The organism is Streptomonospora salina, assembly GCF_014204715.1.
Taxonomy (GTDB): domain Bacteria; phylum Actinomycetota; class Actinomycetes; order Streptosporangiales; family Streptosporangiaceae; genus Streptomonospora; species Streptomonospora salina.
Map to the genome: position 1 here is coordinate 2,773,122 of NZ_JACHLY010000001.1, position 15,085 is coordinate 2,788,206.

Annotated in this window: 9 protein-coding genes and 1 CRISPR repeat array (1 of these 10 running past the window's edge); of the genes, 2 read left to right on the plus strand and 7 right to left on the minus strand. The window is 69.7% G+C overall.

Features of this window, described 5'->3' with window-relative positions; translation table 11 throughout:
• Nucleotides 1-1,365: a CRISPR direct-repeat array (repeat unit 29 nt; unit sequence GTGCTCCCCGCGCACGCGGGGATGGTCCC); it begins 619 nt to the left of the window's first position.
• A gap of 256 nt (nucleotides 1,366-1,621) precedes the next feature.
• Complete coding sequence (gltX, locus tag HNR25_RS12660) at nucleotides 1,622-3,046, plus strand: glutamate--tRNA ligase (RefSeq protein ID WP_184635312.1); 1,425 nt, start codon at nucleotides 1,622-1,624, stop codon at nucleotides 3,044-3,046.
• Here gltX and HNR25_RS12665 read toward each other — a convergent pair.
• The 7 genes from HNR25_RS12665 to HNR25_RS12695 form a co-directional block, all read right to left on the minus strand.
• Entirely contained in the window at nucleotides 3,007-4,296 is a 1,290-nt protein-coding gene (locus HNR25_RS12665; protein WP_184635314.1) for a hypothetical protein, read from the minus strand. The two genes, gltX and HNR25_RS12665, sit on opposite strands and share 40 nt — an antisense overlap.
• A gap of 16 nt (nucleotides 4,297-4,312) precedes the next feature.
• Nucleotides 4,313-5,215: a sulfatase-like hydrolase/transferase gene (locus HNR25_RS12670; RefSeq protein ID WP_312862507.1), complete on the minus strand. Its 903-nt coding sequence runs from the start codon at nucleotides 5,213-5,215 to the stop codon at nucleotides 4,313-4,315.
• Nucleotides 5,212-6,444 carry a methionine adenosyltransferase gene (locus HNR25_RS12675; protein ID WP_312862508.1) on the minus strand — a complete coding sequence of 411 codons (1,233 nt, stop codon included), beginning with the start codon at nucleotides 6,442-6,444 and terminating at the stop codon, nucleotides 5,212-5,214. Before HNR25_RS12675 ends, HNR25_RS12670 begins: the two co-directional genes overlap by 4 nt.
• A gap of 529 nt (nucleotides 6,445-6,973) precedes the next feature.
• A complete protein-coding gene (locus tag HNR25_RS26500; RefSeq protein ID WP_184635317.1) occupies nucleotides 6,974-8,332 on the minus strand; it encodes a tyrosine-type recombinase/integrase in 1,359 nt (452 codons plus the stop codon).
• Between the two features lie 437 nt (nucleotides 8,333-8,769).
• Complete coding sequence (locus HNR25_RS12685; protein ID WP_184639242.1) at nucleotides 8,770-9,033, minus strand: MerR family transcriptional regulator; 264 nt, start codon at nucleotides 9,031-9,033, stop codon at nucleotides 8,770-8,772.
• Nucleotides 9,034-10,221: 1,188 nt separating this feature from the next.
• On the minus strand, nucleotides 10,222-11,052 hold the full coding sequence (locus HNR25_RS12690; RefSeq protein WP_221458610.1) for a YihY/virulence factor BrkB family protein: 831 nt from the start codon (nucleotides 11,050-11,052) through the stop codon (nucleotides 10,222-10,224).
• 182 nt (nucleotides 11,053-11,234) lie between these two features.
• Nucleotides 11,235-11,528, minus strand: a complete 294-nt coding sequence (locus tag HNR25_RS12695) for a DUF1049 domain-containing protein (RefSeq protein ID WP_246463640.1) — start codon at nucleotides 11,526-11,528, stop codon at nucleotides 11,235-11,237.
• 871 nt (nucleotides 11,529-12,399) lie between these two features.
• Here HNR25_RS12695 and rph point away from each other — a divergent pair.
• Nucleotides 12,400-15,012 (plus strand): rifamycin-inactivating phosphotransferase, encoded by a 2,613-nt coding sequence (gene rph / locus HNR25_RS12700; protein ID WP_184635323.1) that lies wholly within the window; start codon nucleotides 12,400-12,402, stop codon nucleotides 15,010-15,012.
• Nucleotides 15,013-15,085 lie beyond the last annotated feature (73 nt).

The window sequence follows — 15,085 nt, forward strand, 5'->3', positions numbered from 1 at the left end:
CGCGCACGCGGGGATGGTCCCGGCGCGTCTCGGTCGTATCGGACGGTGACGTGGTGCTCCCCGCGCACGCGGGGATGGTCCCGACTACGAGGATGTGAAGGTCAACGAGTGGCGGTGCTCCCCGCGCACGCGGGGATGGTCCCCGCTCCAGCCTGGCGAGGGTGTTGGGGGCGGCGTGCTCCCCGCGCACGCGGGGATGGTCCCATGACCAACCGCACCAGCGCGCCCCGCCGCGAGTGCTCCCCGCGCACGCGGGGATGGTCCCCGGCCGGACACGTGCCAGAACACGCCCCCGGCGTGCTCCCCGCGCACGCGGGGATGGTCCCCCCGACGGCCCCGCCCACTGGCTGCGTAAGAGGTGCTCCCCGCGCACGCGGGGATGGTCCCGCGTCCTCGGGAGTGCGGCAGCTCATGCCGCCGGTGCTCCCCGCGCACGCGGGGATGGTCCCACATACCGGTAGACCGGCACGCGCGACCCCCTGTGCTCCCCGCGCACGCGGGGATGGTCCCGTGCAGACCGTCCTGGGCAGCGGGAGGCGCCGGTGCTCCCCGCGCACGCGGGGATGGTCCCCAGGAGTATCCGACGTCGTCCCACCCGCGGTCGTGCTCCCCGCGCACGCGGGGATGGTCCCTGGAGCCAGCGGATCGGCTGCCGGGTCTGCCGGTGCTCCCCGCGCACGCGGGGATGGTCCCGACGACCCCGAGATCCCGGTGCGCACGACGGTGTGCTCCCCGCGCACGCGGGGATGGTCCTCACCCCGCCATCGTGCGGGGTTTTCGCATGTCGTGCTCCCCGCGCACGCGGGGATGGTCCCCGGGCGACTTCAACGAGTTCGTGGCTCCCGCCGTGCTCCCCGCGCACGCGGGGATGGTCCCAGCGCTGGCGGCTGCGCACCGCCCTGTACCGCGTGCTCCCCGCGCACGCGGGGATGGTCCCATGGGCGCGCTCGTGATCATGGACTTTCCCGAGTGCTCCCCGCGCACGCGGGGATGGTCCCGGCCGGACCATCGACCTGATCAGCATCGGCATGTGCTCCCCGCGCACGCGGGGATGGTCCCCACTGAACCGCCCCGCTCGTCGGCCCCCGGCGGTGCTCCCCGCGCACGCGGGGATGGTCCAACCTTGCCCGCCTGCCGGGTGGTGGCCGCGGCGTGACTCCCCGCGCACGCGGGGATGGTCCCGAGGAGGTGGACCAGCCGTGCTGACTCTGGCCGTGCTCCCCGCGCACGCGGGGATGGTCCCCCCTTGCGTTCCCACGTTCGGGTCAACTTCCCGTGCTCCCCGCGCACGCGGGGATGGTCCCCCCGCATACCCGCTGATGGCGCCGTGGTTCGGGTGCTCCCCGCGCACGCGGGGATGGTCCCACGTCGTCCCGGCTCGAATTCGAGGGGACGTTGTGCTCCCCGCGCACGCGGGATGGTCCATGACCAAATTGCATGTGAAAATCTATGGCAGAAAAGTGCTCCCCGCGCACGCGGGGATGGTCCGATTCTCCCGGTCACCGTCGTAGTTGGTTGTTGCGCCGCCCTTCGCTTGTTTGGAAGGGCCGACTGCTTGCGCCTGCCGAAATCGGAGCGGACCCTGCCGACCATCTAGTAGCACTTGTCAAGGACGTCCACGTTGACCGAGAACCCGATCCGCACCCGTTTCGCGCCGTCGCCGACCGGCATGTTCCATGTCGGCAGTGCCCGTTCTGCCTTGTTCAACTGGGCGCTGGCCCGGCAGCAGGACGAGGGCAGGTTCGTGCTGCGCATCGAGGACACCGATGCCGCGCGCAACAAGCCGGAATGGACCGAGGGGATCCTGCAGGCGCTGACCTGGCTGGGCATCGGCGACGCCGATCCGCACTTCGAAGGCCCCTACTTCCAGTCGGACTACGCCGGAAAGCACCGCGAGACCGCCGAGCGGCTCTATCAGGAGGGGCGCGCCTACTACTGCGACTGCACCCGCGAGCAGGTGCAGCAGCGGCGCGACAATCCCAACCTGGGCTACGACGGCTTCTGCCGCGACCGCGCTCTGGAGCCCGGCCCGGGCCGGGCGCTGCGGTTCCGGGTGCCCGAGGGCGGTCCGACCGTGGTCGCCGATGCGATCCGCGGCCGGGTGGAGTTCGACCACGCCTCCATCGAGGACTTCGTCGTCGCCCGCGCCGACGGCTCCCCGCTCTTCGCGCTGGCCAACGTCGTCGACGACGTCGAGATGCGCATCACCCACGTGGTGCGCGGCGAGGAGCACCTGTCCAACACCCCCAAGCAGCAGTTGCTGTGGCAGGCGCTGGGCCAGGCCCCGCCGGGGTGGGCGCACCTGCCGGTGATCGTGAACGAGAAGCGCCAGAAGCTGTCCAAGCGCCGCGACAAGGTGGCCCTGGAGACCTACCGGGACGAGGGCTTTCTGCCCGAGGCGATGGTGAACTACCTGATGCTGCTGGGCTGGTCGCCGGGCGAGGACCGCGAGATCATGCCGTGGTCCGAGATGGAGCCGCTGTTCGCGGTCTCCGACGTCAACAGCGCGAGCGCCTTCTTCGACGAGAAGAAGCTGCGCGCTTTCAACGGCGAGTACATCCGCGCGCTGGAGGTCGACGACTTCGTCGACCGCTGCCGGCCGTGGCTGGACCCCGAGGCGGCGCCGTGGCCGCAGGAAAACTACGACGAGGACGCCTTCCGCGCCATCGCCCCGCTGGCCCAGAGCCGGGTGGCCGTGCTCGGCGAGATCGTGGCCAACGTCGACTTCCTGTTCCTGGATGAACCGGTTTTCGACGAGCAGTCGTGGACCAAGGCGATGAAACCGGGGGTGGGCGCGGAGATGCTCGCGGCCGCGCTGAAGCGCTTCGCCGATCCTGAACTTCCCTGGCAGGCCGAGGAGTTGAAGGCCGCTCTGGAGGAGGCCGGGCAAGATCACGGGTTGAAGCTGGGCAAGGCCCAAGCGCCGGTGCGGGTGGCGGTCACCGGCCGTACGGTGGGTCTTCCGCTGTTCGAGTCGTTGGAACTGCTGGGGCGCGAGTGCACGCGTCAGCGCATCGAGGCGGCGCTGGCTCGTCTCAACGCCTGACGGGCCGCGGTGAGTCTGGCTCGCACGAGGCCGGCGGGCAACCGCTCCACGCCCGGTCCCAGCCCGGGAAGGTCGGTCTCGCCGGTCAGGACCCAGGCCAGGGCCGGTGGCGCCGGGGCCTCGGCGCCACCGCGGAGGTGCCGCTCCAGCCACGCGACGGCCTCGGCCGCGCGCTGCGGCGGTTCTCCGTACGCGGGCTTGTACTCGAGTAGGGCACAGAGCCGCGACTGCTGGGGCAACGGCCGCCGGTAGTGGGCGGCGACCCAGGCGAGCAGCTCAGGCTCCGCGGTCGCTCCCGCTCGGATGAGTTCATCGCAGGCGACGGAGCTGGGGAGCGCTCCGGAGAGTTTGCGGTCCAGCGCCGCCAGGCGCCGCTGGTCGAAGCGGGCGTCGGCCCGTAGCCGCACATCGGCGCGCAGCCGGGTGACCAGATCGGCGAACGACTGCGGTCCAGGACCCGAGGCAGGCGCGAGGAAGGGTTCCGCCAGGTACCACCGCAGGGCCGAAGGCCGGACGCCTCCGTCCAGCAGGGCGGCGGTGCGGGTGCCGTCGCGGTCGGTCTCCAGGAGCCGGGGGACGAAAAGGAAGGCCGGCGGCGCGGGTGCGCCCAGCAGGAGGAAGAGCCGCACCTGGATGGCGGTGGCGTTGATCTTGTCGGAGCCGCGCACGATCAGCGTCGTGTGCCGGTGGATGTCGTCGACGACGCTGGCCAGATGCCACAGGGCGCGCCCGTCGGACCGGAACAGACGCACCCGGGCCTCGACCGGTTCGCGTTGGACCCGCGTATTGACCGCCGCCTCCGCTGTAGCCGCCTCCGGCTCCTGGCCTCGGCGTCGCAGAAGACGGTCGGCGGCGGCGATATCCAGACACGCGGCGCCGTCCTGATCGCGGATGACGCCGAGTTCCTGCAGTCGCCCGAGCGCCCGGAGGTAACGCTGTGCGCCGTCGCTCTGGCGCAGTCCGGCGTCGCTGACGGGGATCTGGGCCACGTTGCGGAGCTCGTCGAGCAGACGCGGCTCATGGCATCGGCGGGCGCGTGAGGGGTCGGTGTCGTCCCACCGCACGTGGACGTGGGCGGAGGCACCGGTGCGTTCGGCGACAGCGTAGGCGAACAGCGCCGTGAGCAGGTGGGTGCGCAGGACACCGGCGCGCAACGACGGGTGGTTGGGTGAGATACCCAGGCGTGTGCGCACGAGCCCGGACCCCGGCCCTACGAGCGCGGGGTGGTCGAGTCGGGGTGGCGCCCCCATCGGCCGTCGCCGCCTTTCACCGCTCGAGCAGGCCGCACCACAGCGGGACTGTGGTCACGGTGGGGTGGGGGTGGCCGTGCCCGTAGCGTCCGTCCTCGCCGAACTCGTCGCCGTGGTCGCCGCAGACGACGACCAGGGGGCGCCGGTGGGCGAGCTGAACGAAGAGCCGGCCCAGTCGGGCGTCGGCCCATTCCAAACAGCGTCGCTGCATGTTCTGCAGCGTGGCCGCCTCCGCAGCGTCGAGTGGCCGAGGTGCGGCGGCGGAAGGGCCGGCGTCGTGGAGGCGGTACAGGCGCTCCAGAAGTACAGCGGTCGCCTCACTCAGCACGGCTGCCGGGCTGGTGTAGGGGATATGGGTGCACGGGCAGTTGATGAAGCAGAAGAACCGTTCGGCCTGCAGACACGTCTGGGCCAGTTCGTCCACATGGGCCAGCGTCAACGACGTGTCGCGATCCACCACGCGCGCGGCGGCATCGGCCGGGGAGGCTGCCACCCGGCCGAAGTAGCGGAACTCCGGGAACCGGGTGGGCAAGCTGTTGCAGGGGTGGGTGGGGTCGAAGAAGGTGACGCCGCCCGCTCCCAGGACGCGATAGCCCTGGTCGGCGTAGTGATCCATCAGGGTCGGCGCGCGGAACGAGATGCCTCCGTCGCCGGGGCGCCCTCGGGCGGCGGCCGATCGCCAGATACTGCCCAGACGTTTCCCGGCGACCTCGACGCAGCCCTCGGTCGGTCGGGGAAGGAATCCGGTGAACATGGCGGCGTGGGCGGGCAGGGTGAAGGTCCCCGGGCTCTCCGCCCGCTGCAGCGGCCCCAGCGAGGACAGTGCGGGCAGGTCGGCGGTGCGGGCGGTGTCGTAGCGGCAGGAGTCCAGGGTCACCAGCACCACATCGCGCGTGGCGAGTTCGGCGTCCACGCTCACGCCTCCAGCAGCAGACCCGGGTGACGGAACCGGTCGAGAACCGGGGTAGTCAGAAGCCACTTGGACAACTGGGAAAGCGCGGCCATCTCACCTTCGACGACGTCGGCGATATGGCGCTGTTCTGCGGAGCCGGCCTTCTCGCGGGTGCGCACACCGACGAAGGAGGGGGAGTCGAGCCGGTCGCCGTTGCGGGCGACCAGGACGGTGTGGTTGGGCATGCCGATGCGGTGGGCGATCCGTTCGGCAGCAAGTGTGTAGAGCTTGCCGGCGTGGTGCAGCGGGTTCTTGCCCGCGATCGCCTCCCCGCTGTCGCCGCGGTCGGCGGCGATGATCCCGTTGGCCCGGTTGCCGCGCCCGACCAAACCGCAGTCGCCTTTGCCCAGCGAGGTTCCCCACGGCGCGAGGTAGGCCCCGCCTTGCCGGTCTTTGGTGTTCACGGCGACGTTCAGCCGCCAGTCCGTGTCCAGTTTCGCCGTGTGGGCTGCGGCGTGAGCGTCCATGCGCCGTCGGGCCTCGGAAACGACCTCCGCGTATTCGCGGCGATACGCGACTTGCTCCGGGTGGATGGGGAGACAAACGGTGATCTCGACGGAGGTTCCGGTGCGCACGAGCATGACCTTGACATCGCGCCCCGTCGGCAGGTCGGCGCCGAGCTCGGGGCCGGCTGCGAAATTCTCCAGGCTGATGGCCAGGCGTTGCAGTGCCGTGGCGGGGGCGTAGGCGGAGCAGAAGACGGTGTCGTTGGCGCGCAGATCGTGGGTATCCGCCAGGTCGCCACCCTGTGCCGGGCGGTAGAAGGTGGCGGGATGGTCGGCGGCGATTCCCGCGGTGTTCTCTACTGACGACTCGACGTGGGATGCGATCGAGGACGCGTCGGTGGCAGCGGGGAGAAGGTCGCGGATCGCGCCGCGGAAGATCTCGTCGACGGGGATGTGTTGATCACCGACGGCTCTTGTGATCTTGCCGAAGAGATGGGCCTGCACCGGACTTTCGATCGAGTACCCGCCGAAATCCACCCGGGAGCGTGCCCCGACGAGCGTGGTCTTGTCGACCCAGTGATTGGGAACCTCACCGAAGATCTCCAGGCCGTACAGGGCGTACCTCTGGGAAAAAGCCTCGGCGAGCAGATCGGCAAGCGAGTCGGGATGACCGATGCCTTTGCGTTCGATGACCTCGACTCCGTCGGCAGGTGCAACCTGTGGCAAACCAGCGCTGACCTGGATGTGCACGAAGGCTCCTGGTGCTTATAGCCGACTGAGGCGGTGCGCGCGGTGAGCGGGGAGACACGAAGGGGGACAGAAGCAATCAAGCAAGTAGAAATATATGCGAACGACACATGATGTGTCTATCGATCGCTCCATCCCTATGATCGGGTAAGGGACGAAACGATCAAGAAAATCGCCTGGTGACTGCCGTATCGCGGTCCCTCGTGATCTTTTTGGAGGCTTCAAGGGGGTTGCGTCTTGAGATATATGGGCCGCCGTTTACAGACGTGAACGTTTACGCCGCGGAGCGCTCCCCGCGCACGCGGGGATGGTCCCTGGTGGCGGTTGTCAAGCAGGTCGGCGTAGTCGTGCTCCCCGCGCACGCGGGGATCGTCCACGGGAGGCGTCGGCGGGCGGCCAAGTTGGCTCCTTCGCCGTTCGTCGGAGCTTCACAGGAGTGCCAGCCATCGCGGTTCGGCATCCAGGTGCCGGAACGCAGGGGCTCGCAGTGGTTTCCACTGCGGGCCCCTGCGTCGGCAAAATCGATTCCTGGTCAGCTGACGCTTCGCGCGGAGTCTCTACCGTTGCGGCCGCGGATGTTGCCCAAGGCTTCGAGGGCGCTGTCGTCGGCGTCGGGGAGGGTGTGCAGGTAGCGCTCGGTGGTGGTGATGGACGCGTGTCCGAGGCGTTCCTTCACCACCATGAGGTCGGCCCCGCCGGCCAAGAGCCAGGAGGCGTGGGCGTGCCGCAGCTTGTGCGGCGTGATGCCCTTCGGCAGGTCCGCGGTCTCTCGGGCCGGGTTCCAGATGTGCTTGCGGAACCAGTCGGCGGGGATATGGCCGTCGGTGTTGACCGTGCGACGTCTGCGGGGCTGGTCCTTGCCTTCGGCCCGGCGAACCGCTCGGTAGTTGGCGAAGGCCGCTCGACAGTATTCGCAGCGGCATTTGCCGTTGGTGTAGGCGGTCGTGGTCCCGTGTCTGTAGCGTCGGCCTGTGGCGTTGGGAGCGGTGAGCCCGAGATCGGTGTCGTGGGGGACGCCCGGGATGGGAGCCTCGGTGTCCTGCTCGGGGAAGGCGAAGAGGAGGTCGTCGTCGCGGATGCCGGAGGCCATGGCGAAGGCGCCGATCCTGGTGACCAGGCCGCGCCGGAGCTTGAGGCGTCGGAACTTGCCGTCCTTGGGGTAGTCCTTGACCAGGAATCTCTCCCCGGTGGGGTGGAACTTCGGTGAGAGTTCGACGACGACGCGGCTGACGGTGAGGATGCCGGTCGACCTGTCGAGGTCCTTCGGGCGCAGTTCGCTGAGCTCGCCCCACCGCAGCCCGGACTCGATCGCGACTTCGACGAGCAGTTTGAAGACGTCGCCGTCGATGTGCGAGTAGAAGTCGTCGAACTCTTCGGGCGTGATGATGGTCAGCGGCTGGCGGCCGACCCGGGGTAGGACGATCCCCTTGCACGGGTGGGTGAAGATGATCTGGTTCAGCAGTGCTGCGGAGAAGATCGCGCTCAGCACCGTGACGGACCGTCGGATGCTGCTCGCTGCGAGCCCTTTGTCCTGGCAGTTGCGCACGAACTCCTGGACGTGGCCGGGCAGGATCTCGTTCATGCGCATCTTGCCGAACTCGGGGATCAGGTGCTTGTGCACGCAGTAGGTGTTGTTCTGTTCCGTGGTGGCCTCGACGATGTGGTTGGGAAGCCAGGTCTCCAGCACGTAGTCGGCGAATCGCTGCCGGCCGTGCTTGGTGCTGGTGACGCGCCCCTCGGCGACCTTCGCCTCGGCGTGTTGCCATGCTCGGTCGGCTTCTTTGCGGGTGGTGAAGGTGCCAGCCGACCGCTCCTCTCCCTTGATGTCGATGTAGTACGCGGTGAAGCGTGTGCCGCTCTTGGTGCTGACGCGAGCGCGTGCGTATCCCATGTGGACAGACCCCGTTCTTGACCGTGATTTGACCGTGTGACCGTGCGGTGAAGCACGGCATCCGGCGTCACGTCGCGAACGGCCAAAGGCCGCTCAACAGGGAGAAATCCGGTTCGGCGAGCCTTGTGACAGGTCCCCGGAGCACGCGGATTATCGCTGATAAGGATGAGGCCCCAGGTTCAAGTCCTGGTACGCCCACTCGTTTATGCAGATCAGAGCCTGGTCTCCGCCACCGGAGGCCAGGCTCTGTTTCTTGTGTCCGTCAGCCGTCCGTGTGGAGCTCACGGCACCCGCGGACAGCTCGCGGCAGGATGCGACATCCGGCGTCATCGCGGGGACGGGTGGTGCTGCTGGTGTCCTGCGCCCGAAATCCGTTGTAGATAGCGGGCGAGGGAGTCGAGCTTCCTGCCCGTGTTCGCCCCCGCCCCTGCGGGTTCTCAGTCCTGCGGGTCGGTGCCCCGCATCTGCTCGTTGATCCGCTGGGCCTCCTCCAGCTGGTCCTGCAGAATCACGATCGTGCACGCCGCCTCGATCGGCGTGCCCTCGTCGACCAACTCCCGGGCCCGGACCGCGATACGCAATTGGTAGCGGGAGAAGCGCCGGTGCCCGCCCGCCGAGCGCAGCGGCTCGATCAGCCCGGCCTCGCCCAGAGAGCGCAGGAACGCCGGCGTCGTGCCGACCAGTTCCGCGGCCCGGCCCATGGTGTAGGCGGGAAAGTCGTCGTCATCAAGCCGGTCATCGGCGTCGGAACCGGTCACAGCACCTCGTCAACGTCTCCGTGAGCACGTCGAGGGCCCCGGCGCCATTGCGGCGCCGGGGCCCGAGAGTTCAACACCATCTACGTACCGGCCCAAGCGGGGCCGATCTACCGATTCCCGTAGAACCTGCTGCGACGGGAAAGCGGGGATCGCGGTTGTCTGACCGTGGACCACCTTCTTCCGAACCAGGGTCCTGCGGTACCCGCGCGGCGACGTTCCTCACGCGGGCGATCCTGATGGCATCTGCTCCTCTCGTCCTCACAACCTGCAACTGCCTCTACTGCTCTACTGCTGCACTGCTATGTACCGCGTACTGCTGTACTACCGGCCCCCGGCGCCTTACCGCACGTGCGCGCCGGTCGAGCCGACCTGCTCTCTTCCTGCTGCGGCCTCCCCCGCGAGGGCGGGACGCCGGTGGTGCACTTGCACTTCTTCGTTCCACCTGCGGTGGTCCTGCCAGGCGGCCTCCGGACGCGTTCTCACACCCTCATCCAGCGCCGGGACGCCCTTATTCGCTGCTGCTTCCCCCGTGGTGGCGGGAAGCCTCCTGCGGTACTGCAACTGCGTGTACTGCGTACTGCTGTACTACCGGCCCCCGGCGCTCTGCTGCCTGCACCGGTCAGGCCGACCTGCTCCGCCGGTGCTTCCCCGGCGGTCATCCGCAGCCCGTCTGCTCGGCTACGACAGAAAATCTAGCAGCAACCCCGGTGCATGTCTACTCCGGCCACGATAGTTTTTCGCGTGTACCGCAACCATGAATCCTCCCCTCCCCAGGCCGGCGGCCCAGCCGGCGCGGATCGGTCCCAAGGCGGAGCAAGTCCTCTGCGACGTCTGCTCTGGCCGCGCCGGTGAACGCGTAGTGCCTCAGGAAGCTGATGCGGTCGCAGCCGACGAGCGAGAGCGGGACGCGGGGACGCTTTCGGCACGCGGCCGCCCCGAAGGGGCGCATCGGGGCGCCGCGCCTGGCCGCTCGGCCCTGGCGAGGCCGGTGAGCACACGCGCGGAATCCGCATCGGCTCCTCGCCCACCCCGGATGCCGGGGAAACAGGGGACGCTCCAGAGGGCCGAGACCGGGGGGTGGCGCAGATCCGCTTGTCCTGTCGTCGCCGTGCGCGGCAGTCTCGCCCGGGCTCACCCGTCGGGTCGGGAGCGGGCGATCCGGGCGTTCAGCTCGGCGCCGAGCAGCACCGCCAGCGCGGTCACATACAGGAACAGCAGGGCCGCGGCAGGCGCCGCCAGTACGCCGTAAGCGGCGTTGCCCGCGATCGCCAGCGACAGGAACAACCGCAGCGCCATGCTGCCGCCCAGCCACAGCAGCATCGCGAGCACCGCGCCGGGCATGTCGCGCCGCCAGCGGCCGCGTACCGGGGTCGCCGCACGGTAGAGGACGACTAGCAGCCCGGTGCAGAGCACGATGAGAACGGGCCAGTAGCCCACGCTGACCAGCGGCCCGACGACCGGGCGGGCGTCTGCGGGTGTGGCGGCGAGGATCCAGTCGGGAGTCGCGACCAGCAGCGGCAGCACGAGGGCTCCGGCGCCCAGCGCTCCCAGGTAGAGGGCGAAGGCCAGCGCCCGGGCTCGAAGCGCCGGGCGAAGTTCGTTCATCCCGTAGGCGATGGTGATGGCGTTGACGTAGGTGTTCATCGCCGCCGAACCGCTCCACAACGCGAGCAGGAAGCCGACCGAGACGATCTCGCCGCGTCCGTGGTGCAGCACATCGGCCAGGACCGGGTCGATGACCCCCTCGACTGCGGAGGGCGCCAGGACATGCCCGGCCACCGTCAGGATCCAGGCTTCGACCTCGCTTACCGTACCGGCGCCGAACAACGGGGGCAGGTACCCGATGGCGGCCACTAGGACCAGCAGCAAGGGCGTCAGGGAAAGCAGCGCCCAGAATCCGGCCTCGGCCGCCAGCCCCAGAACCCGGTCCGCCCAGGCCCGGCCGATGGTCCGGGCAACCAGCTGCCGTGCCCGCCGCGCCCCCGCGCCGACCCGTCGAGCTCCCCCGCGCCGGGAGCGCGTTCCGGCGGCCGCCGCACGGGCGGCGGCCGGATCCGCCACCGGTGATGCGGCGGTTCGAGAGGGCCGCCGAGTCCGTAGGAGCCCGGTGCGCCGTGCGTGCAGGAATCCTCGGAGGCGGGTCGTCACGGTCGGGACGCGAGAGGTCGTCGCCTGCCGCGAACGCGGTGCCGGAGGCGGGTGAAGTGGGTGGCGGCAAGGATCAGCGTGATCACGCTTCCGGCGACCATCGCGATGAGCAGCGCGATCGCCAGGGGCGGCTCGCCGCGGAAACCCGGGAAGCCGGCTCCGGCCTGAGCGGTGCCGCTTAGGGGGAACACGAGGAGGACGACGGCGAGCAGCACGACGGCCCCCATCGCGGCCCGCACCGCGCCGGTGCGTGCCGGTTCAGCGGGCTCTTGGCGCTGCTCCGGTGCCACTCCCGCATCCGGATCCGGTTGCGCAGGGGAAGTCGTCCGGGATGTGGCCGTGCCGGGTCTGTCGCTGTCACGTGCGCGGTGTCGGTTGAATCTGCGGCGGTTCGGCATGGCGCATACCCTCTGGCGGAAACCGGCGTGGCGGGCACCTCGGGTCGGGAGTGTCGTCGATACCGGGTACCTCCGATTCTACGCCGCGGCGATCTCCCCAGCATGGCCGTGATCCGCAGCGCCGTTCCCCGCCGGAACAGCGGTCGGCGGGGGCGTTCCCGGCTCAGCAGCCGCACGGTACGCAGCCCCGACCGTGCGGAACGGTCGGGGCAGCACGCTTCAGGTGTCGTCTTCGCCGCCGTCCCGGTGCCCACCCTCGGCAACCCCTCCGCTGTCTGGGGCCTGCCGGGCGGACGGCTCCACCGTCCCGTGGATGTCATCGGCTGGAAGGACCTTTCAGAGCCCCTCTCCCAGCACGCAGCCCTGCCAGCGGCCAGGTAGAGCCTGCGCCAAGGCGAGGACTGTTCCGACAGAGCCGCCGCGTGTAGGACACGAGCCGTGGAACTGCTCCGATGCCATCGACGCCCGAGAAGCGTGCCGAGGAGGCCCTGATGGAGGCTCACTCCGGCACGCGACGCACACCTCCGCCGGAAGGCCACGCGGGCCGCCCAGGACGCAGGGGAGGACATGTTCGCGGAGCTCGGACGAGAACTCGTCGGCTTCGGACGTGAGCCGGTCAGCGATCTCGCCCCTGCGCGGCGAAGGATGAGGTCCGGATTTTCCCCGCCACTTTTACTTTATACCAGATTCGTGCGCCTCATGAAGCGGCGAAAACTACTCCATACTTGCTGCCGTGCGAAGTGAATCGACGAACGGCGGGGCAATGGAATCGCGTTATGTGATGGGGTTCGAGCAGGTCGGAGCGGCGAATACCGCAGACGTCGGCGGGAAAGGGGCGCTTCTGGGCGAGCTGTCGCGGATCGCCGGTATCGGCGTTCCATCCGGCTTCTGCATTACGGCGGACGCGTTTCGGCGGATCGTTGCCGAGACACCGTCGATCGGTACCCGGTTGGACGCGCTGGCGCGCGCGGAACCCGACGACCGCGCGGCGATCCGCACCCTGAGCGCCGATGTACGCAGCAGCATCGCAGGCGTCGCGGTGCCCGACGCCCTTGCGGCGGAGATCGGCGGGGCGCTCACCCGGCTCGGGGAGCACGCCTCCTACGCGGTGCGGTCCAGCGCGACCGCCGAGGACCTGCCGTCCGCATCCTTCGCGGGCCAGATGGACTCCTACCTGAACGTCACGGGTCCGGCGGCGATCCTTCGGCACGTCCGGCGGTGCTGGGCTTCGCTGTTCACCGAGCGGGCGGTGGCCTACCGACTTCGCAACGGCTTCGACCACCGCACGATCGGTATGGCCGTGGTCGTACAGCGAATGGTGTTCCCGGACGCGGCCGGGACCCTGTTCACCGCCGACCCGGTGACCTCGGATCGCGCGACCGCCACCGTGGAAGCCGGCTGGGGGCTCGGCGATGCGCTCGTTTCCGGGCTGGTCGCCGGTGACGTCTACACGGTGCGCGACGACGAGGTCGCATCCGCCGCGATCGCCGCCAAGACCCGGATCACGCAGGTGTCGCCGGAAGGCGGCACCCATGACGCGCCGATCGAGCCGCAGCGGCAGACGCAGCCCGCTCTGACGGAAGCACAGGTCGTGCGCCTGGTGCGGTTGGGCAGACGCATCGAAGCGCACGCCGGCCGGCCCCAGGACATCGAATGGTGCCGGGTCGGCGACGACTTCCACATCGTCCAGAGCCGTCCCATCACCACCCTGTTCCCGACCCCCGCGACCGGCGACGGAGAGAACCGCGTCTACGTCTCCGTCGGTCACCAGCAGATGATGACCGACGCGATGAAGCCGCTGGGACTGTCCCTGTGGCAGTTGACGACTCCCCGACCGATGCACGAGGCGGGCGGCCGGTTGTTCGTCGACGTCGCCCCCGCCCTGGCGACGCCCGCGGGCCGCGCGAGTCTCATGGCGACCCTGGGAAGCTCCGACCCGCTGATCGGGGACGCGCTGCGGACCGTCCTCGACCGCGGCGACACCCTCCCCGCGCCTCCGGACGAGGATTCCACTGCGGCGCCCGCCGGTGACGGCCCCGCCCCGATCGCAACCGATCCCGACATCGTCAGCGAGCTGATCCGACGGAATGAGGACTCCGTCGCCGCCTTGCGGTGCGGGATCCGGGATCTGTCCGGTCCGGCCCTGCTCGACTTCGTCCGGGCCGACATCGCCGAGCTGCAGCGCCTCCTCTTCGATCCGCAGAGTCTTCAGGTGGTCACGGCGGCGCTGGAGGCGAGCCAGTGGATCAACGATCATGTGCAAGCGTCGTTGGGCGAGAAGAACGCGGCCGATGCGCTCGCCCGATCCGTGCCGCGCAACGTCACCTCGGAGATGGGGATGGCGCTTCTCGACGTGGCGGACACGATCCGGCCGCACTCCGACGTCGTGGCGTTCCTGCAGCGTGTGGTGGACGAAGGCCGGGAGGACGACGGTTTCTTGGCCGAGATGGCCGGACTCGCCGGTGGACCGGAGGCACGTGATGCGATCCGGAGCTACCTCGACACCTACGGAATGCGGTGCGTGGGAGAGATCGACGTCACCAGACCACGCTGGAGTGAGCGGCCCGCCGCACTCGTGCCCGCCCTGCTCGGCTTCATCGGGAACTTCGAGCCGGGCGAAAGCGAGCGACGCTTCGAACAGGGGCGCCGGGAGTCGCACCGGAAAGAACAGGAGATTCTGTCGCGCTTGGGCGCCCTTCCCGACGGTGAAGGCACGACCGGGGAGACCAAGCGGATGATCGACCGTATCCGCACCTTCGCCGGATACCGGGAGTACCCCAAATACGGGATGGTCACCCGCTACTTCGTCTATAAGCAGGCGCTGCTGCGGGAAGCCGACCGCCTCGTCCGCTCGGGCGGCCTGCGCGAGAGGGAGGACATCTTCTTCCTCCGCTTCGAGGAGCTGGAGGAGGCCGTGCGGACCGGTTTCGCGGACGCCCGACTCATCCGGGAGCGGCGGGAGGCGTTCCGGTCGCACGAGGCGCTCACCCCGCCCCGGGTCCTGACGTCGGACGGCGAAGCCGTAACCGGCCGGTATCGGCGCGGCGACGCCCCGGCCGGCGCGTTGATCGGCCTTCCCGTCTCGGCCGGGGTCGTCGAGGGCCGTGCCCGTGTCGTCACGGATATGGCACAGGCCGACCTTGAGGCGGGCGACATCCTGGTCACCGCCTACACCGACCCCAGCTGGACCCCGGCGTTCGTCACCGTCGCCGGCCTGGTGACGGAGGTAGGCGGACTGATGACGCATGGGGCGGTGATCGCGCGCGAGTACGGCCTGCCGGCCGTCGTGGGTGTGGAGCAGGCCACCCGCGGAATCCGCGACGGGCAGCGGATCCGCGTCCACGGGACCGACGGTTACGTCCGGATCCTCGACTGAATCGCCGGATCGAATCGGGGCCGGCCGGGCCGCACTGCACCGCATCGACCCGGCCGCCCCGCCTCTCGTGCCG

Bases quoted from the DNA above. Each gene is read 5' to 3' on its own strand.
- HNR25_RS12665 (WP_184635314.1), bottom strand. From the start codon at position 4,296: ATGGGGGCGCCACCCCGACTCGACCACCCCGCGCTCGTAGGGCCGGGG.
- HNR25_RS12685 (WP_184639242.1), bottom strand. From the start codon at position 9,033: ATGGGCCGGGCCGCGGAACTGGTCGGCACGACGCCGGCGTTCCTGCGC.
- rph (WP_184635323.1), top strand. From the start codon at position 12,400: ATGGAATCGCGTTATGTGATGGGGTTCGAGCAGGTCGGAGCGGCGAAT.
- HNR25_RS26500 (WP_184635317.1), bottom strand. From the start codon at position 8,332: ATGGGATACGCACGCGCTCGCGTCAGCACCAAGAGCGGCACACGCTTC.